The organism is Legionella donaldsonii (assembly GCF_900452385.1).
In the GTDB taxonomy this organism is placed as follows: Bacteria; Pseudomonadota; Gammaproteobacteria; order Legionellales; family Legionellaceae; genus Tatlockia; species Tatlockia donaldsonii.
In genome coordinates, this window is record NZ_UGOA01000001.1 from 320,164 (window position 1) to 339,523 (window position 19,360).

The following is a 19,360-nucleotide window of genomic DNA, read 5'->3' on the forward strand; positions in this document are numbered from 1 at the left end:
GTAGTATCCATTTAATTCCATTCATTAATGACTAATTCCTGCTTTTGTTTTTCAAAGTGGGATTTAATTGTATCTAATAGTTCTGTTGCATCCCCGGGCCATAGTACTGGGGTGCCAATGACCACATCAATCACAAAGGGAACAAGCAATGATTCATCTTTAGGGAGCGCTTTGCCCAAGCCATACATGAAGATGGGGTAAATAGGAACAGTAGGATTATTTTTAGCCAGATGGGCGATGCCTCTTTTGATTTCGCTCATTTTTTCCGGCTCGCCTCGTGAGCCTTCGGGATAAAAAATAATAATTTTATCATGGTCCAGCGCAGTTTGAATCAAGGCAAAGGGATTTTTACCAGCTTTAGTTTTCCTTTGAATAGGAATAATACCGATGATATGTTGTGAAAACCAGGCGAGGAGCTTATTTTTCAAAAAATAATCAGCAGCAGCCACAGGGTAGATATTTTTTTGTAATCTCCATGAAAATAAGGTCATCAAGACCATGGTATCTAAATGACTGTTGTGGTTGGCTACCAGAATGGCAGGGCCTTTAATGGGCAAACGCTCACGATGGCGAACATTTAAGCCAAGCAAAATACCAATGATTGGTCTGACAAAAAATTGAAAGAAAAGGAAACGTAGTAAATTATTCATCAGTAATAAAAATACCTCGAAAAATGAAAAAAGAGGGGGGCAGTAAAAATAATACTGTCTAAGCGATCTAAAATGCCCCCATGCCCGGGTAATAATTGTCCAGTATCTTTGATACCTAAATCTCGTTTTACTGCAGACATGGTAAGATCCCCAATAAAACCGCTAATAGCAATTAATAAGCCGGAAAATAAGCCGCTTACCCAGGTAAACGGTGTTAAAAGGGGGCTTAACAGAATTGCTAGCAAAGAAGTCGTTATTACTCCGCCCAAAAAACCTGCTGTCGTTTTATTGGGGCTTATTTCAGGAATAATTTTCTTGTGGCCGAATAACTTACCCCAAACATATTGGCTGACATCATTAAACTGCGTTAAAAAAATTAAAAAAATAATTAGGCTGATCCCCTCATTATGCCAATCATTACCGGCAGGAAGTACTCCAAGATAAGCAATATGACTAATACAATAGACGGTAAGCATGAGCCCCCAATGTAAGGTACCCGAGGCTTTTAAAAAGCCCTCTGTCTTTTGCAGCATCACCATGCGCATAGGGATTATTAGAAACATATAAATAGGAACAAAAATGACAAACATGCCATACCATTGAATAGCGACCCATAAATATTGGCAAGGGATAGATAAATAGGCGATAAAGATCACTCGCCTATCCACACGACGAGTGGGAATGATTGTAAAATACTCTTTCAACGCGAGATAGCTGACTAACATAAAAAATACAATCATTGACATGGCATTGATACTAAGTGCGGCAATTAGTAGTAAGACCATGACCCACCAGGATTGCATACGGCTGGTTAGTTCAACATAATTTTTTTCATCAATACGGGTTTTAACACAATAAATAATGGTATTGGCTATGCACAAGATGAAAATCAGCGCGGCGAATGCAATGAGGTTTGTCCAATTAAGTGCCATGTCTGGCCTCCACTTGCTGCAAGATTTGGCGTACACGATTCACAATGGTTAATAGGATTAGGAAACAGATTATCAATAGGAACCAATTAAGCCATGTCGAGAAATCAAATAAGGCCAGCCAAATTGCCAGTAAACTAAAAATAAAAGCGCGATCGCTTTTGCCCATTGGACCATCATAGCGTCTTGAACCACCAACCAGTAAACCACTTAAACCAGCCGCTTCGCTAAGCAGAGCCAATATGACAATAGCAATAATTAGAAAATGGTTTATCCCGGGATAAAGTGCGAAGGGAAGATAGAGTGCTGCATCAGCAGCCATATCGGTCAACTCATTTAAAATTGCTCCCAAAGGGGTTTTTTGATGATGTTCTTTGGCAAGTAAGCCATCAATGGCATTAAGTGCCATACGCAAAAATAAAACGATAGGGAAAAGGATTAACAGCCAGGAAGATTCAATAAAAATTGCTAAAAGTAAGGCATAAAGAATTGAAAAAATAAAAGTAAAAACAGTAACTTGATTCGCAGTAAATCCCTTGATATGAATTTGATTAACTAAGGGCCGCAGCAGAGCTTGAAACGTTGGTTTTATATCATAAATACTGAACATGCTATCTCCCTGTCAGCCATGGAATTACAATTATCCCCCTAGTATTGCTAGCGAGATAATAGCATTAAAAGGAATTTGATAAGGAATTTTGTGAAGCAATTTTATTTAGGCTTTTAGAGCGGGTGTGTAATCCCTTGATGTAGCCACAAAATTATTTAAGGCGTCCATTTCCTGTGATTCTCTGATTTGTTTAAATTCTTTAAATAAACCATGGGCAGTTAGACCACCTCGAATTAAACCGAGAGAGCTGCTTGTTGCAAGAACAGCCCCTGCTGCTGTTTCACTTGCCATAACTCCCGTAATAAAAGCACTGGGTCCTGTCCATAGGCCAGCCGCAAAACCAACGCCGAAACCAACTGTAATAGCCAGGATAGTGACTATAGCGGCTGCGCCAACACTAAAAACAGCATTCATAATGTAGGGATGATTACCTTCCAATATTGTGCAGCAATTCTGGGTGAATCTTGTAATTGCTTCTGCGTGATGTTCAGCAGTTTGATTATGGATAGTGTCAGTAAGGCTATCTAATTCATCTCGTATGGCCTCGCGCTGATAGTCAGGTAACCCATAGATAGATAGCAATAAATTATGGGTTGCTTCTTGCCACATTGAGCCGACCTTATAAATATGGGTGAAAGCCAGGAGTGAGTTTAAAGAGAGGAAGAGAAGCAGCTTTTCAAGTGTATTTAAGCCTAGACCTGTAGCGGCAGAGGTTTTAAGGCGAGCTTTCACACCAGCTATCTCAAGGCGATCAAATTGGGCTTGAGATTCTGCTTGGGCTTGCTCAACTTTAGTCCCCACGAGAATGATAGTTGCAAGGGGATTCGCTTCCCGAAATCGTTCAATATCTTGTCTGATTTGTGCTTCGCTAATCGCACTTGATAAGTCGATACAATAGAGAGCAATCTGGGTTTGAGGGTAGTATATAGCGGCAATTGCATCGGTATATCTAGGGTTTCCAGAACAATCCCAGAACTGTAGTTTTGTTTGTCCTCGATTACCAACATGGTAGCGAATATCCTCTGTCGGCTTGTGATTTGCCTGGAAGCCTTCGGCATTCAACATCTGAGTAAGCAATTGTGTCTTTCCAGAACCGCTATGACCAAAAACAAGAATTGTTGATAAAAACATATGGAATTCTTAAAAAAACAAAGTGGCTGATTGTAGTGCAGGTTTATTAAGGAAAACTTAACTAAAAATAGCCGGCAGGGTGGGGTATCAACGCCCCCCACCGCCATAACCTTCTTCTGTTGTGGTATCAGGACTACTATTAGATATTGTTGGGTTACATGCGCTGAGAGTTGCGGTTATCATGAACAAAAAAGCTAAGATCAATGGACTTATTTTGAAAGTTCGCATAGAGACCCCTTTGCTTGGTTAGTTAACCAATAGGGTAATGGTAAGAGGAATTAATTGTATAGACTTATAAACCTACGTTTCGCACCAAGATAAACGATTTTTATAATTATTCTGTTCAATAGCCAGGCAGGAGAAGCCTGTGCCACGCGCAGATTCTGCGGCAAGTCCATAGATTTCAAGAGCATACTGACCAAAATAAGAAATGATTTGTTGATGTACTGGTTTTAGATTAGTTACCACACGATGTTTTTGATCGTTTGTCAGGATGGTTACAACAGCTATCACGTTCATCAGCTCAGCAATCCATTTCATTGTGGGATTTTGTACTGGCTTACCCAGCTGATTGGGAAGTGCTTCATCATGCTCCTTTAAGCATTGCCTGATGTGAGCTTGAGCAAAATTGTACACCATGAGACAAAGCGTCATTACCATCATCAAGGCTGTAATTCGCTCAGGTGTTTTAAGGAAGAAAGAGTCCAGTTCGAAGGCATTGTTTTTCATGAATTTAAAGCTTGATTCGACACAGGATTGCTCTTTATATTGTTGAAGCATGGCATGATTATTCAATAGCGAGCTATCACATTGATTACTGGCCAAAATAAAGCGTCCCAGTGTTTCTTTTTTAGCACCCACCCTCTCCAGACAGGTAGAAAGACAGGCTTGTATTTGATATCCAATCACCATTTTTTGAGCTCCAGGTTTTGGGCGACCTTTCCCTGTATGGCGTTCAACAGGTAGAATCTCATAATGAATTTGGTGGTATTTGAGTGATTTGATGAGCGGTTTTAATGCCTGCTTTGCATCGTCAGGACATTGAAAGACCTGGTGACCAAGATGCCATAAGGATTTAATGAGCTCTTGAGATTTTTTATCCAAATGCCTCTGAAAAGTCTTTAGCTCTCGCAACCTCGCCTGTTGCGACTCAATCAAAACCCAGCGTTGTGGAATACCATAAAGAACCGTTTCATGAACACTTCCACGATAGTTTGCATCAAACGGCTCCCAGGTCAGAGCATCACAAGGCTTGTTCAACAATACTTTGGCTTCATTAAGCTGTGCAGGTACTCGGGTTATCCAAAACACGTTATTGAGGCTTGCCAACTGCTCTGGAACATAAAAGGCGGCATCAACCACAAAACAAAGGCCATCAGGCATCCCATGAATACTTTGTGTAAACGCTTGCACCCTCCTAACCGTCTCTTGGAAACTTGTTTTATCACTACTATTCCCATCTAAGGCCTCCATCCATAAGGGGATATTCGCAGCTCCTCCTTGTACTAGTGACAGCATCACTTGCTTTAGATCAGAGCGATTCGCTTTGGAATATCCGTAGTCTGGTTGCGCAATCCCGGGCGCGGCCTCTTCTGTGTCATAGCGGCCGTAAAGAACAAAGCTTGTACTGTCTAAATGCAGTCTCTGGCTTAGTAAATTTTTTTCTCGGGCAATCTCAAAAGCCAATTCCGAATAAAGCCTGGTCACACCGTATTCTGCGATTTTATCCAGGCAGCGACCAAGACTGTCATCATTCAGGTGTGCCGCGTCTAGTTCTGAACCAAGCAGTTGAGCCACAGGCTTATCTTGGAAAAAATGCGGCGTCATATACAACCGGCTATTCATAAAACCCAACCCATTGATAACCATCGCCGCTACTCGACGACCATAGCTTACCACGCCTCCTTTTTTTTCATTTAACTCAAGGCGTGCATCAATTCTCTCTATTATCCCTAATTCTCTAATCGTTGCTGCAACAAGTCCTAAATGCCCCAATTGCTCTGAACTTACTGTATCTCGATTCAGCATCCTTCTCTCCAATAGGTCTTTGGGAGACAAGGGTACCTGATTCTTCTCTTGTGGGCTGTGATCTTTTTCTTATATCGGCTTGATCTTTTTCTCAATTTAACTAATGCGATAATTCCTTGGGGATAATTCTAATTTTAGCTTTTTCATGCTGCGGAATGTCCGATAAAAATAATAATTCGATAATTGCGATGAAAATGAGATAGGTTAATTAAAAATATTACCCGGATTTTAGGATTTTAGTAAAAAGTAAAGGAATACCGATATGACTATAAAAAAAGTGCTGGGTATCTTACTGCTAGTTTCTTTACCCTCGTTGCTTTTTGCCCTGCAAGCCAAGCCAAATTTAAATGAATATTCTATGCTTATGAGTGGTGGTGATACTCGTACAGAATTAGTCTACGTTTTCCGCCTTGTTATCGCTACTGTATTAGGTGCTATGATTGGTTTATTTCATCATCGCGAACAAGGGGTTGGCCCTTTAATGTATGCTGCCATTGCGAGCAGTTCAGCTGTCTTTGGTGCAGCCATGCTTCACGGTTCTCTTTCCTTGAATAATCCCTATTTTATGTCCGGTATAACAGGTTTAGTAACGGGAATTGGTTTTATTGGTGGCAGCATTATTTTTCGCAATGAGCAGCGTCTTATGGGGATGATTACTGCGATTACAATGTGGGGGACTGTCGCTGTTGGTTTATCTTGTGCACTTGGAATGCATATTATTGCTGCTTTTTCTGCGCTAATTATCAGTATATTTAATTTGATTCCACAGCAATTACAGAAAAAACAATTGCAGGAATGAGCGTTGCGTGATGATGGGTTGAATTTGGAGACGTTTCTCATCGAGCTTTTAGGAGGATAATTCTCTTGTTTTTTTGAATGTGAAAGATAAGAAATCTTGTGTTCTCTAAGCTAAAAATAAGCACAACTAATTTTTTTAGAATGCTTTTTTTTCAGATAAAGTGAGTCAATTATACGCTTGCTTATTGGTTTAAATGTTTAATTTTTTCTTTATAAAGGTGTATTTTTATTCAAGATCTCGGTAAAATCGCGCTGTTTCAATGCAACAGACAAGCGAAACTACGTCTTCGTTACAATTGATATCATGGGGATTTATATGAATCAGAATCTAGAGGGAATTATAGAAAACGATGCTCAAAATCTCGTTTCCCCACCGCAAGGCAAGGCTAATTTTACTAGCAATGCGAGTAAAAAAATACCTGATAGAATAAATTATGAAACTCATTTGGCCTATGCTGATTTCATTAAGACAGCTGATTTTCGCGGTAAACTTCATTCGTTGCTTATTTTTGGGAAGTATTTTTTAATTGTTGCAATAAAACGAGTGATCTCCTACGAATTGATCCCTGCTGACCTACGTAATCCAAAAACGCTCTCTGATTTAGTTGTGACGTTAAAAAAGATCGCCTTGAATATTGGGTATAAATTTTTGCCTAGACAGACTAAACCGGTTAGCAAGGCAGGTGAGCAGATTGCCGCTAGTCTCGATAAACAAGGTATCTGTGTCGTTGATATTAATTCCTACCAGTTCGACAAAATTGATGTTTTAGCCTTGCCTTTACTGGAAAAATTACGCCAGATTCGTGGCCAAAGGAAAGAGGGGAGCCGTGAATTCATTGAGTCACGTAGTACGGCGCTGCGTTCGGTCAATAAAGATTTATTTCACGCAGTTGACGCTGCATTGACTGCAAGCGGTATTCTGCCGGGTATTGCAAAATACCTCGGACGCCCAGTGAGTGTAGTGGATATCAATCCACAAATTAATGATAGCAGCGATGATTTTTGGCAGCGTTTCTTTCCTGATCTAGCGATTGACAAACCCTCAACAGCTTATTGCCATCGCGATGCCTCAGGAGGAGATGTGAAAGTAATACTCTATCTAAGTGATGTGGATTCGGAGAATGGACCATTCTCTTTTACATTGGGATCCCATCGCAATCGGCCTGGCAGATTCGCCAATATGATACAGGAAATCAACGATACCTCTGGTTTTTCTTCCACGGATCCTAAATCGCGTCAGTTGTTTTCTGCCCTACCTACTTTCCTGCGAAAAAAATGTGCTTTTGGAAATGATCTGCAAACAGAGTCTGAAGCGGCACAACAAATTTTGGCTGCGGAGTGGAAGATAATGGCAAGTAAAGGTCATGCTGTAATTTTTGACTCTAAGGGAATTCATCGTGGCGGTATGGTATTGGAGAAAGAAAGGATAGTGCTGACTTGTGTGGTAGGTTAAATCGCTGATGAATTTTATAGTCAGAATATATAAGGGGAGAATTATCATGGATGCCAATGTGAGAGCCGAGTCAGTATGAGACGATTTATTCATCCAGCTGTATTGATGATTTCCTTTTGGTTGTTAATTTTTCTTACTTATTTTTTAGCGCCTGTCATTCTAACGCCAGCCCCCACTATGGGGGGGGTTATGTTTTTGACCGCTCATATTTTACTGTTTGTTCTTGGCTCCCTGTTTTACACACATCTTTTGCCGGGTAAAAGCAACTCTCCTCACCATTCTACAGTGGATAGCTCGATTTCCAGGCGGTTACAATGGCGAATAAATACCGTTTTACTAATTGGTATGCTAGGTGGTTTAGTTAGTATTTATAGTAAATTTGCCGAGTTGACCGAGTTTAGTCTTGCTTCTATATACAGTTTGCGACTTTTGCGTGCTCAAAGCTTACTTGGTGTAGAAGAGGTTCATAGCAGTCTTGCTTCAGCTGGAGCGTTTTTATGTTATCCAGCAGGTTTCGTAGGTTTAGTGAGCGGCATACTTTATTATGAAAATATGTCGCGCATCACTAAATTGCTAATGATTGGCTTTGTTTTTACCATCTTGGGTGTTGCCATTTTAGCCGGTGGTAGAAGCCCTATTCTTGTTTTACTTCTATTTACAGGGATTGCATTTTATACAAGAAAGTATTTAGGTAAAAGTTTCTTGCCTAAATCCTTATCGATTCGTTATGGTATTGCTGTGTTGTTCGTAGCGTTTGTCGCCTATAGCAGCATTCTATGGACAGTACGCTCACAAAAAACAGGTTTGGACACAGCCGCTTTTATGTCCCACGCAGCAAGGGTTTGGGGTGTAGAGCCAACAGAGGGGCTTATAGAAATAAGCAAATCTTTAAATAAACCAGAGCTTCCACAAGCCGTTGTGAGTTCTGTTTTTTATTTCATTCAGAATCTCTCTATGATAGAGCGGCTATTAGATTCAATGCATGATATCAAGTTTTTATATGGGGGGTACCATATTGACATTCTTGCTGCTGCATTACGTGCTGCACCAGGGGGGGATGATTTTTTAAAGCCTGGTTACCAAATTCTCCTGAATGCCAATATTTATGGCTTTTTTGTTGGCGCCTGGGGGGCATTGTTCATTGATCTTGGCTATTTTAGCTTTTTAGCTGCCTTGATATGGGGCGTTGTAGCCGGAAGGTCATGGCGAAATTTTTACCGCAATCCTAATTTGTTAACAGCGCTGAGTTACGTGTTTTGGAGTTATTCGATATTTATCAGCTTCGTTTCTCCGCCATTTGGTTTTTCTAATTCTTTTGCTATTTATCTTTGGTTTGTTTTATTTTTAATATGGAGCAAAATTCGTCTTCCTATCAATTATGGGCAGTCTATTAATCGCCCTGATATGAGCAACCAGTGTGTTGCCTGATCAGCATCTGGGACAGAAAAATTTTAATTTTCAGATCTCTATCCTTTTTACCGCTCTACGGTATAATCAAGCCCGTTTCATAATGGCAATACTATTATGAGAGATCAGCAATGATTGGAATGAGTTCTATTTTCCCCTGTAGGGATTTTTTTAGACGCAAGGCTGGCTGAGTCTGCGACATAAATTAATGCTAATGAAATCAAAGTGTTATAAAAAGGGATTATCATTATGAGCAAAGATACAATACTAGTTACTGGGGCTAATGGTTTTGTTGGTCGAGCCTTGGTTTGCTCATTTTTAAAAAACAATCAGCCAATTCGTATTCTAACTCATTCAACAAAGTCTGCAGCAACTTTAAAAACGGAAGTGTCTGCTGAGCTGGATGTTTATTGTATACAGACAGTCATAGATAATGATCTGTGGGGTAAATTATTTGATGGGATTGATGCAGTTATCCATTGTGGCGCGCAAACCCACCCTCAAAAAAACATTGAGAACTCACAGCAGCAGTTCATGAAAGCCAATTATGATACAACCATGAATTTGGCTAATAAGGCGGCTATATACGGAGTTCGTCGTTTTATATTTCTAAGCAGCATGAGTGTTTTCGGTAATATGAAACAATATATTCCCTTTACTGAAAAAACAGCATTATTGCCAATCACACCTTATGGGCTTTCGAAATTAAGGGCTGAAGAAGCATTAAAGGAACTTTCCGATAAGATAGAGTTAGTCATAATAAGACCACCTTTGGTGTATGGTCCGGGAGTGAAAGGTAATTTTAAAAAGCTATTTTCATTAGTGTATAAGAAATTACCCTTACCGTTAGGGGCTATAAAAAATAAACGTCATTTTATAGGTATCAATAACCTCGTTGATTTTATTATTTTGTGTGTTTGGGCAGAAAAGGCAAAAAATGAGATTTTTCTTGTCGCAGATAGTGAAGCTATATCAACAACGGCCTTAATTAATCAAATTGGTCGGGCCATGGATAAAAAAAATTATTTAATTCCGATTCCACACAAATTTTTAGAACTAATGCTTAAAATAATAGGGTTATCTCGATTGGCAGACCAACTGCTATATAACATTGAAATAGATTTTACTAAGGCAAAAACCTTACTCAATTGGGTTCCCCCTTACTCATTACAAGAAGAACTGCAATTATCAATTAATCATTTTCTACAAGAAAAAAGATCACTCAACAAAGAAGTCTGTGCTTAATATAAATGAGCTCATTTAGATTACTCGCTAGAACCGGGAAGTCGCTTATTTGGGCTATAGTATAACTAAGCGCAAAAATATGGCTAAACGCACAACGGATGGTGATGAAAATGCGGCTCCTAAGAGTGATATTATTTCTTTGCCTTACAGTGGTACCCATTACTGTTTATGCCAATGTTAAAGTCGGTACAGTTTATTTCTACCCGCCCTACGTAATATCCACCGAGGAAGGGTTTGATATTGATTTGATACACATACTATGCAGAGACTTGCAGGAGGATTGTCAATTAGTGACTATGAGTTTTGATGAGCTTTATCCTGCGTTAGACAGGGGAGACATTGATATTGCTATTGCTGGGGTACCTATTCCTAAAAACCAGCAGGGGCCGTATGTTTACAGTTTGCCTTACATGATTAGTAAAGCTCAATTTTTAATTCTAAAAGGAAGTGGTATTCAATCGATAAATGATCTAAATGGTAAATCGGTTGGTGTTATATTGGTTGATAAGGCTCAAAATAATGTTTTTTATGATTATTTATGCACCGGGACAGAGCAGTTTGATATTAAAGAATATCGCGATATGGACTACCTCATCAATGCATTGACAGATGGTTCTATTGCAGCAGCTTTCCTTCACCGATCCGCCGCAAATTACTGGGTGGTGAATGGTGATAATCAATTTCAAACTCTCGGAGAAACTTTCCTTTTAGGTGCGGGTGTTGCGATGGTTGCTCTTCCAAAAAATATGATTCTGATTCAAAGAATCAATCAACAATTACAGAAAATGGAACAGGATGGTACTTTTCTAAGTTTATATAATATGTATTTTTATAATGAATGATAGTTAAGAAAAGCGCTGTGCTGACTGATAGCACTCCAACGTTTCCTGATTAAGTGATTCTACAGAATATCCTTCTGATAAGTGCTTTAGCAAATTATCCAAAGAGTTTATACGCCCAATAAGAATTTTTTCCAAGATATAGCCAGATCGCCTGCCGCCGCGATAATAACTATGGTTTAAAAGGGTCGACTCTCTATTAGTTAAACGCTCTTTGGTCGTCTTATCAGAATCTTCGCTAATCTGCTCATAAGCCAGATTCACGGCTTCCTGGATGCAAGAAGAATTAGCTTCCAGTGAGGCTTTTGCTTCCCTGAGCATGTCGGTTACGCCTAGCATGAAAAATTCATTATCAAGAGCAAACAGATCACCAATAAGTTGCCTGGGTAAGGTTAAAAAAACTTCGATGTCAAAGGGAAGGGTAAAATTAAAGCCTCTGTGCGCAGGAATAGTTTTAGCACCGTAATTAAATTGGGGGTTTTCGCTAGCTGATTCAGCACAGGTAAGCCCACCAAAACCAAAGTGAAATTTATTACCTCCATCGACTACCACAACTTTTTTTGCTGTTAAAGAATCACCCAGGCAACCCGAATTGGATAACATGATATTATTTACGATATCCCAATCATGAGTTATCAGTGCAGTGCAATAAAGTTTGCCTAGTAAGTAAAGTTCGTTATTGCTGAAATTTAAATTAGCTCGACTTGGTTTTGCTCGCTCATCCCATTCCGCAGCAGATTTCATAGAGCCACCCAGAAATAAGGTTAATTTTTTCTCAATAAACTCGTTGAAATCAGGAATCAAACGGGAAATTATCCACGGTTCACCGGTTACCGGGTCGATGTGCAAATAATTATCGGGGACTTCCATACTGTTTGGGAACAAGGCTCGGATAATTTTCATATAAACAACCTCACCGAAAGCTGCTTCAACAGCTAAGTCCTTGAGGTGACGGACATAGGGTTCAAGTTTTGTTTTGTCCAAGATTGTCAGATTTGGCTGCTGACTATCAAAATCGAGATAAGTCCATTCTTTATAGCGGGTTAGCTCGCTTGGAAAAGAATCTTTAAAAATACCGATGAGAGTACGATACCGAGGTTTTTTCACTATATAACTGGCGGCACCAGCTCCCCTCAGAAAAAATTTTTGAGCAGTCCCAAAGCTTATGGCTGGAGATTTAGACAGTGGTTCAAGCACTTCCTTATGTCCCTTAACTAATAATACCGGCATGATGTATCCTGCTATTGATATAAATCGCGTTAATTGCCTTTGGCCATTTCTTTCTCATCAAGACGAAAAGGGCTAAAATTTAATAGCCACTGAATCCAGTAAAAAATGGTGGAACGCATTAAAGTAATATCTTCGCCATGCAAGATAATGAGTCGCGCTTCAGGATAGAAAGGAATTCCGCGATGCTCTTTTTTTCCCTGGCAGTCGAGTGAAAGCAATGACTAAGTTTAATCACACCCTGTTCACAAAAAGGCATATCTTACTCCCTGATTTAATTAAAAAAATCCTTCTTCAAGTGTTGTATAGTTTCTTCTCTATAGTAGCGGATATTCTTTATTCACGGAAAGATAACGGGGTATACCTTAACCAGTTTTTTTAGTTACAATAACTTTTTTATAAACCGATGCAGCATGCTAAAAAATTAGTAGGGTGCGTCTTGTATTTAAATAGGTCAATTATGCCATCTTTTGATATTGTTTCAGAAATCAATGAAGTTGAATTAAGGCATGCAGTAGAAAATGCGCTGCGGGAAATGGGCACACGTTTTGATTTCCGTGGTGTAGAATCCAGTATAGAACTGAAGGACTTAACAGTGACACTTAAATCGGAGTCTGATTTTCAGGTTAGACAACTAGAAGATTTATTTCGTAACCATTGTACTAAACGGGGTGTAAGTGCTGCCGGTGTTGATATGGAAGATAAACCCGTTCATAGTGGTAAAACTTACTCTCTGTCAATGACCTTTAAACAGGGTATTGATCAACCAACAGCAAAAGATATTGTAAAATTAATCAAAGACAGTAAGGCAAAGGTACAAACTTCTATTCAAGGGGATAAAGTCCGGGTAACTGGCAAGAAACGTGATGATTTGCAAGAAGCCATTGCTTTGCTAAAGAAATCAGATATTGAGTTACCTTTACAGTTTGAAAATTTTCGCGATTAGCTGGACAGTTTTGTTTTTAATGATGACTGCGAAGGAATATTTATTTACAAGCGTAACAATGATTGCAAATAAATTTTTCGGCGAAAAAATGCCTAAAAAAAGCAATTTTATTTCAATAAATTAGAAATCCTTCGCCTTTAGAACAGGCAGAGCCTCCGATTTTAACGAGGAGTTAGTCTTAAAACTGGGACTGGAATAGGGCTGGAGCGCTTCAAAAAACGCGCTGAATGGTCTATTATAAACCATATGGGTAATGACTATCCCTGGCTGAACCAAAATGTAATTTCAGTATAGGGAGATTGGTTTGGGGTGCGGTGTGTATACCTGCTTGTGGTGCAGGAAACCTAAAGTACTTCATAGATCGCCACCATGAGCGTCATTGAAGGCTCAGATACTCAGGAAGTCGTTGCCTGTATTAAATATCGATTAGTCATATTGCAAGATTCTTTCTTCTTTCTGCAACCTCAAATGCTGAACGAGGTTTAGCCCCATCAACCAGATAATCACTAGACAAGTGGTGTAGGTACGGGAGCTTCATTGGCGAATAGTCGTTTTAACTAATCACCTTGATGCACTTATTGCAATGTTATTGCCGTTTAAGCGCAAGAAGGCAGTGGTTGTTATTTTTGTTCAAAAATAATTCTTGTGGTATAATTAAAGTGCACTTATCGGCAAGGAAGCACACGATGAAAAAATTAATGATTGCCTTAGGTCTATTTTTTCCAACCCTGTTTTTAACGGGGTGCGCGCCAACAACGGTTTATTCTCCTGGTTATAATAACGATTACGTTTACTCCGTTGGTTATTATGGCTACAGGCCTTCTTATTGGAATAGGCCTCTCTATTGGGGAAGACCCTATTACTGGGGCTCTTCTTATGGTTGGCGTAACATTGGTTGGCCTGGCTACCGTGGCGTTTATGGTTATCGAGGCTGGTATAATCGTGGTTGGTAAGCCCCTATTGTGAGCAGCTTCGCGCTTCTAAGTTGCTCACTAACTTCCTTTTCCTATAAATTCATACTCGTTCTCACAAGCATCGACTAGATCATCACGTATAGGTTCACAAGGTTGGGCAAGTACGGTATAAACCTGCTTAATTTTTTTCGTACCAGTTTCTCTTTATTATTTATATGCATTATTTATATGCTGGCACGATTGCTGCAGCTCTAGCAAAAGACTTATGAGTTTGTTGCCGAGTGGTATTGATGTTGAAAATAGAATGTCATGATCTGCTCACAAAAAAAATGGACGAAGTCTATCCTGTGTTTTTTTTCCAATTGGGAAGATAGATTTTGTTGTATATAATTTGATATACCAAGTGCGCGAGGTGACATGAAAGGCTGGATCTTATACAAACGTAATAAGCAAGAGTTGCTGCCAACCGATCATGGTGTTAATCGGCTATTAGCGGCTGCTACTAGTTTACAGATAGAGCTTGATGTTTATAGACCTGAACAATTTGAATTGGTTATTACTCAGCATGATAAGAAAAGTATTTTGCTAGATGGTGCACGGGTGGCATTGCCTGATTTTCTCTTGCCTCGTTTAGGTGCCGAAACGTCTTATTTTGCTTTAGCAATTATTCGTCAATTGGAAAAATCAGGGGTATATACCTGTAATAATTCTGCTGCTATTGAAATAGTTAAAGATAAAATGCTCCTTAGCCAACTATTTGCGCAAAGTGACTTACCCTTTCCGAAAACGATGCTGGTTAAATTTCCAGTTCCTATCGCTCTTGTTGAACGTGAAATTGGTTTTCCTTTAGTGATTAAGAATATTTCTGGTGCGCGCGGTATTGGGATACATTTATGCGAAACGGCAGAGAGTTTTAGGGATTTGATGGAACTGATTGGTACTCATAGTGGCGATCATCAGATGATTTTACAAGAGTTTGTTGCCAGCAGTTATGGACGTGATTTACGTGTTTTTGTATTGGGTACTAAGGTAATTGGTTGTATGAAACGTACGGCTAAGAATAGCTTTAAAGCGAATTATTCGCTAGGTGGTGAAGTGGCTCCCTTTGCCATTACCCCCGAAATAGAGAAATTGGCGATAGACTGTGCTGGTTTGTTTAATTTACAAATCGCTGGAATCGATTTGTTGTTTGATACCCAGGGTTTTAAAATTTGTGAAGCCAATTCTTCGCCAGGGTTTAAAGGAATGGAGCTGGCAACAGGCGAAGATATTGCTCAGCAAATATTAAAGTATGTTGTTAAAGAAACAAAGATGGCTGCGAAAAGTTGACAGCACTCTATCAAACAAGATCCCTGCCTTTGCCATGGAAGTAAGCTGCAAGATTTGGATTGTATTCATCTCCTGCAGCCAGAAATTCACTATTCTTTTGCGCGAGATACGTATTCACCTTTTCGGGTATCAACTTTAATCAACTCACCCGTTTGTACGAACAAAGGAACCCTCACCACAGCGCCTGTTTCCAGTTTTGCCGGTTTGCCGCCACCGCCAGAAGTATCGCCTTTAAGGCCAGGATCGGTTTCTGTGATTGCAAGAATAACAAAATTAGGGGGAGTGACCTGGATAGGTTCATTGTTCCACAAGGTAACCACACAAAGGTCCTGTTCTTTTAACCACTGTACCGCATCAGCTAAGGCTTCAGACGTTACCGCATATTGTTCAAAGCTGTCAGGAACCATAAAGTGCCATAGTTCACCATCCGTATATAAATATTGCATTTCGACATCAGCAACATCTGCTGAAGGTAGGGTTTCACCGGTTTTGTAAGTACGTTCAACGACACGCCCTGTTTTCAGATTCCGGATTTTCACACGTGTAAATGCCTGTCCTTTACCCGGTTTAACAAACTCACAATCGACAATGCTGCAAGGTGCATTATCAACCATAACTTTTAAACCATTCTTAAATTCATTGGTACTGTAGATTGCCATCAGTGCTCCACTGTTGAGATTTTGTTGCAATTTCGTTAGAGTTCGCAGTTTATCAATTTTGTACAATTAATGCGAGATTACTCTATAAGTTGGCAGAAGATTCTGGCGCAAGGCTTTGCCACCGTCAATGAATTGCTGGAATTTTTAGCACTACCTTCTGGTTTAGGTAGTACTGCTGCTGATAAACAGTTTAAAACCAGGGTTCCACGTAGTTTTGCTGCACGTATGCAACGCGGCAATCCCCGTGATCCGCTTCTTTTGCAAGTGCTTGCTGTTGAAGAGGAATTATCTGTTGCTGATGGTTACGTTGCGGATCCACTCCGTGAAAGCAAAGGTAATCCACTTCCTGGCTTATTACACAAGTATCAGGGGCGAGTATTGCTGACCTTAACGGGAGCTTGTGCTGTAAATTGCCGCTACTGTTTCCGACGGCATTTTCCTTATCAGAATAATAATCCGGGGCGTGATGGTTGGCAGCAGGTGCTTGATTATGTCCGTGCTGATACTAGCATCCGGGAAGTTATTTTGAGTGGTGGCGATCCGCTATTGGCAGCTGATGCAGTATTGGCTGAATTGATACAGCAATTAGAGGCTATCCGCCATCTACAAACGCTGCGTTTTCATACGCGCATTCCGATTGTTTTGCCGGAACGGATTAATAAGGATTTATTAAAATTACTCGGGACAACCAGATTACAAAAAGTTGTTGTTTTACATAGCAATCATAAGCAAGAGCTTGATGAACAGGTTGCAGAGGCATGCTCGGCTTTGCGCCAGGTTGGATGTCACTTGCTTAATCAATCTGTTCTTCTAAAAGGCATTAATGATGAAGCAACTATTTTGGCCGAATTAAGTGAACGTCTTTTTGCCTGCGGAGTGCTACCTTATTATTTACATTTGTTAGATACAGTAGCGGGAGCTGCGCATTTTGATCTACCGCAAACAGCTGCCTTAGCAATTTATAGACAATTACAAAAACAATTACCGGGCTATCTGGTTCCTCGTCTAGCGCGAGAAGAACCAGGAAAAGCCAGTAAAACACTTTTAATCTAATTCGAACCGAGGCTATTGCGTTGAGCTCGCATAGAGCTGTAGTAACTTATCCTGAGCACAGTAATTACCATTAGTCATTGGTTTATAAGTACCATCTGCCTGCATCTCCCAGGCATTACAATTATCGCGCAAATAATTTTTAAAAATTTCTTGCTTGATGCGTTTCTGGCAGTTTTCATCAAGGATAGGGAACATAATTTCAATGCGATTATACAAATTCCGTTCCATCAAGTCTGCACTGGAGCAATAGTAATGTTCTGCATGGTGGGTACGGAAATGATAAACGCGGTGATGTTCCAGGAACCGACCTACAATTGAAATGACGCGGATATTATCAGAGACCCCCGGAATACCGGGTTTAAGGCAACAAACACTCCGTACTAAAAGATTAATTTTCACCCCTGCCTGAGAGGCGCGATAAAGTGCCTGAATCATGGTTTTGTCAGTTAACCCATTGACCTTAATGTTGATCTCGGTCTCCTGGCCTTCGCGAGCACTTTGACTACATTCCTCTATTAACTGTAAAAGATTTTTTTGTAAGGTAAAAGGAGAATGACATAAGGCTTTAAGTTTTACTGTTTTTCCAAGGCCAGTTAGTTGCTGAAAGATAATTTGCGTGTCAGCTGTAATGGTTGGTTCGCTGGTTAATAAGCCAAGATCAGTATAACGTTTCGCCGTTTGCTCATGATAGTTACCAGTACCCAAATGGACATAGCGCTTTAATTTTCCATGCGTTCTGCGCACGACAAGGGTCATTTTTGCGTGAGTTTTATAACCCATGACACCATAAAGAACGAGGACACCTGCTTCATGCAAATGATTAGCAAGTTTTAAGTTTGATTCCTCATCAAAGCGTGCGCGAAGTTCAACGACTGCCGTGACTTCTTTACCGGAGCGAGCGGCTTCTATCAACGCTTTAACCATTACTGATTCAGAGTGGGTTCGGTAAAGAGTTTGCTTGATCGCCAAAACATTGGGATCGGCGGCTGCCTGGTGAATAAAATCAATCACGACACCATAGCTCTGATAAGGATGATGAAGTAAAATATCCTGTTCATCTAATACATTGAATAAATTGCGTTTTTCGTGAATAAATTCGGGATATTGCACTGTCAGTGGCGGGTAGTTTAAATCGGGTCGATCCACTCTGTTAATGGCGCTGTAATAACGTTGCAGGTTTACAGGTCCATCACAGTGATAAGTGTCTTCATGATGTAAATGGTGCTTCTGTAATAGAAAATCAACAATGTTTGCTGGGCATTGCTTATCAACTTCCAGTCTAACCACATGTCCATAGTGCCGGGAAAAAAGTTCGCGTTGTACCGCGACAGCTAAATCTTCTATTTCTTCTTCCCGCAAAAACAGATCGCTATTACGGGTCAGACGGAAGGGATAACAACCGTTTATTTCCATTCCAGGGAACAAGCTGTGAATATGAGTTTGTATAATTGATGCTAAATAGACAAAATAATTGCCGCCCGTTGTACAAAGTTCTGAGGGCAGCGGAATCATTCTAGGTAAAGAACGTGGAGCATGCACTACAGCGTAATCAATGTTACGGTCAAAGGCGTCTTTCCCACGTAATGAGATAATAAAATTCAAACTTTTATTGAACAAACGCGGAAATGGATGTGCTAAATCGAGCGCTATAGGACTGACTATAGGTAAAATTTCATTTTTGAAATAATGTTTTGCCCAGAGATGGATATCTTCCGTCCAATCGTCAGTATTAAGAAAATGAATATTTTCCTTTTTCATCCCTGGAAGTAACTCTTTATTGAAGATGTCATAAAGTTCATCCGTGAGTAAATGAACTTTTTTACTTAATTGAGTAAAAATTTCATCGGGACGCAAACCATCTATGTTGAGTTTCCTTGATGACAAGGCAATTTTTTCTTTTAAACCGGCGACCCGGATTTCAAAAAATTCGTCAAGATTACCGCTACAAATGCAAAGAAAACGCATGCGCTCAAGTAATGGCACGCGTTCATCTTTTGCAAGTTGCAGTACACGCTCATTAAATGCAAGCGCGGTAAATTCTCGGTTGATATAGTATTCCGGGTTCTCTAAATCAATACTCAAACCAGGCTCCCCAAAAACATACATGGTAATAACGCTAGGGTAGTTGATCAGCCTTGTCGA

The 19,360-nt window shown here is 40.0% G+C and carries 17 protein-coding genes; 9 read left to right on the forward strand and 8 right to left on the reverse strand.

Features of this window, described 5'->3' with window-relative positions:
• Window positions 1-11: 11 nt before the first annotated feature.
• From DYC89_RS01480 to DYC89_RS01500, 5 genes are all read right to left on the reverse strand, one after another.
• The gene (locus DYC89_RS01480) at window positions 12-650 is read right to left on the reverse strand and encodes a lysophospholipid acyltransferase family protein (RefSeq protein WP_115220197.1); all 639 of its coding nucleotides are present in this window, start codon (window positions 648-650) and stop codon (window positions 12-14) included.
• Window positions 650-1,582 (reverse strand): phosphatidate cytidylyltransferase, encoded by a 933-nt coding sequence (locus DYC89_RS01485; RefSeq protein WP_115220198.1) that lies wholly within the window; start codon window positions 1,580-1,582, stop codon window positions 650-652. The genes DYC89_RS01480 and DYC89_RS01485 overlap by 1 nt, the downstream gene beginning before the upstream one ends.
• Window positions 1,572-2,189 (reverse strand): CDP-alcohol phosphatidyltransferase family protein, encoded by a 618-nt coding sequence (locus DYC89_RS01490; protein ID WP_115220199.1) that lies wholly within the window; start codon window positions 2,187-2,189, stop codon window positions 1,572-1,574. The genes DYC89_RS01485 and DYC89_RS01490 overlap by 11 nt, the downstream gene beginning before the upstream one ends.
• Before the next feature lie 105 nt (window positions 2,190-2,294).
• Window positions 2,295-3,320 carry a GTPase domain-containing protein gene (locus DYC89_RS01495; protein ID WP_115220200.1) on the reverse strand — a complete coding sequence of 342 codons (1,026 nt, stop codon included), beginning with the start codon at window positions 3,318-3,320 and terminating at the stop codon, window positions 2,295-2,297.
• Between the two features lie 300 nt (window positions 3,321-3,620).
• Complete coding sequence (locus tag DYC89_RS01500; protein WP_115220201.1) at window positions 3,621-5,348, reverse strand: IS1634 family transposase; 1,728 nt, start codon at window positions 5,346-5,348, stop codon at window positions 3,621-3,623.
• Window positions 5,349-5,610: 262 nt separating this feature from the next.
• Between DYC89_RS01500 and DYC89_RS01505 the strand changes: the two genes are divergently transcribed.
• The 5 genes from DYC89_RS01505 (at window position 5,611) to DYC89_RS01525 (ending at window position 11,093) form a co-directional block, all read left to right on the forward strand.
• Window positions 5,611-6,147, forward strand: a complete 537-nt coding sequence (locus tag DYC89_RS01505) for an MgtC/SapB family protein (RefSeq protein ID WP_115220202.1) — start codon at window positions 5,611-5,613, stop codon at window positions 6,145-6,147.
• A 315-nt stretch (window positions 6,148-6,462) separates the two neighbouring features.
• A complete protein-coding gene (locus tag DYC89_RS01510) occupies window positions 6,463-7,599 on the forward strand; it encodes a hypothetical protein (protein WP_115220203.1) in 1,137 nt (378 codons plus the stop codon).
• Between the two features lie 75 nt (window positions 7,600-7,674).
• Window positions 7,675-9,027 (forward strand): oligosaccharide repeat unit polymerase, encoded by a 1,353-nt coding sequence (locus DYC89_RS01515; RefSeq protein WP_115220204.1) that lies wholly within the window; start codon window positions 7,675-7,677, stop codon window positions 9,025-9,027.
• Window positions 9,028-9,255: 228 nt separating this feature from the next.
• Entirely contained in the window at window positions 9,256-10,251 is a 996-nt protein-coding gene (locus tag DYC89_RS01520; RefSeq protein ID WP_115220205.1) for an NAD-dependent epimerase/dehydratase family protein, read from the forward strand.
• Between the two features lie 110 nt (window positions 10,252-10,361).
• Complete coding sequence (locus DYC89_RS01525; RefSeq protein ID WP_181879298.1) at window positions 10,362-11,093, forward strand: transporter substrate-binding domain-containing protein; 732 nt, start codon at window positions 10,362-10,364, stop codon at window positions 11,091-11,093.
• A gap of 3 nt (window positions 11,094-11,096) precedes the next feature.
• On the opposite strand, the gene DYC89_RS01530 is transcribed toward DYC89_RS01525, so the two are convergent.
• On the reverse strand, window positions 11,097-12,320 hold the full coding sequence (locus DYC89_RS01530) for a hypothetical protein (protein WP_115220207.1): 1,224 nt from the start codon (window positions 12,318-12,320) through the stop codon (window positions 11,097-11,099).
• A gap of 457 nt (window positions 12,321-12,777) precedes the next feature.
• Between DYC89_RS01530 and DYC89_RS01540 the strand changes: the two genes are divergently transcribed.
• The 3 genes from DYC89_RS01540 (at window position 12,778) to DYC89_RS01550 (ending at window position 15,506) form a co-directional block, all read left to right on the forward strand.
• Window positions 12,778-13,263 carry a YajQ family cyclic di-GMP-binding protein gene (locus tag DYC89_RS01540; protein ID WP_115220209.1) on the forward strand — a complete coding sequence of 162 codons (486 nt, stop codon included), beginning with the start codon at window positions 12,778-12,780 and terminating at the stop codon, window positions 13,261-13,263.
• 686 nt (window positions 13,264-13,949) lie between these two features.
• Window positions 13,950-14,216 (forward strand): hypothetical protein, encoded by a 267-nt coding sequence (locus DYC89_RS01545; RefSeq protein WP_115220210.1) that lies wholly within the window; start codon window positions 13,950-13,952, stop codon window positions 14,214-14,216.
• Window positions 14,217-14,594: 378 nt separating this feature from the next.
• Entirely contained in the window at window positions 14,595-15,506 is a 912-nt protein-coding gene (locus DYC89_RS01550; protein ID WP_115220211.1) for an ATP-grasp domain-containing protein, read from the forward strand.
• A gap of 89 nt (window positions 15,507-15,595) precedes the next feature.
• Here DYC89_RS01550 and efp read toward each other — a convergent pair whose 3' ends face one another.
• On the reverse strand, window positions 15,596-16,165 hold the full coding sequence (efp, locus tag DYC89_RS01555; protein ID WP_058446250.1) for an elongation factor P: 570 nt from the start codon (window positions 16,163-16,165) through the stop codon (window positions 15,596-15,598).
• 69 nt (window positions 16,166-16,234) lie between these two features.
• Here efp and epmB point away from each other — a divergent pair, with 69 nt between their 5' ends.
• Window positions 16,235-17,218: an EF-P beta-lysylation protein EpmB gene (gene epmB / locus DYC89_RS01560; protein WP_115220212.1), complete on the forward strand. Its 984-nt coding sequence runs from the start codon at window positions 16,235-16,237 to the stop codon at window positions 17,216-17,218.
• A 12-nt stretch (window positions 17,219-17,230) separates the two neighbouring features.
• Here epmB and ppk1 read toward each other — a convergent pair whose 3' ends face one another.
• Window positions 17,231-19,300 carry a polyphosphate kinase 1 gene (gene ppk1, locus DYC89_RS01565; protein WP_181879299.1) on the reverse strand — a complete coding sequence of 690 codons (2,070 nt, stop codon included), beginning with the start codon at window positions 19,298-19,300 and terminating at the stop codon, window positions 17,231-17,233.
• Window positions 19,301-19,360 lie beyond the last annotated feature (60 nt).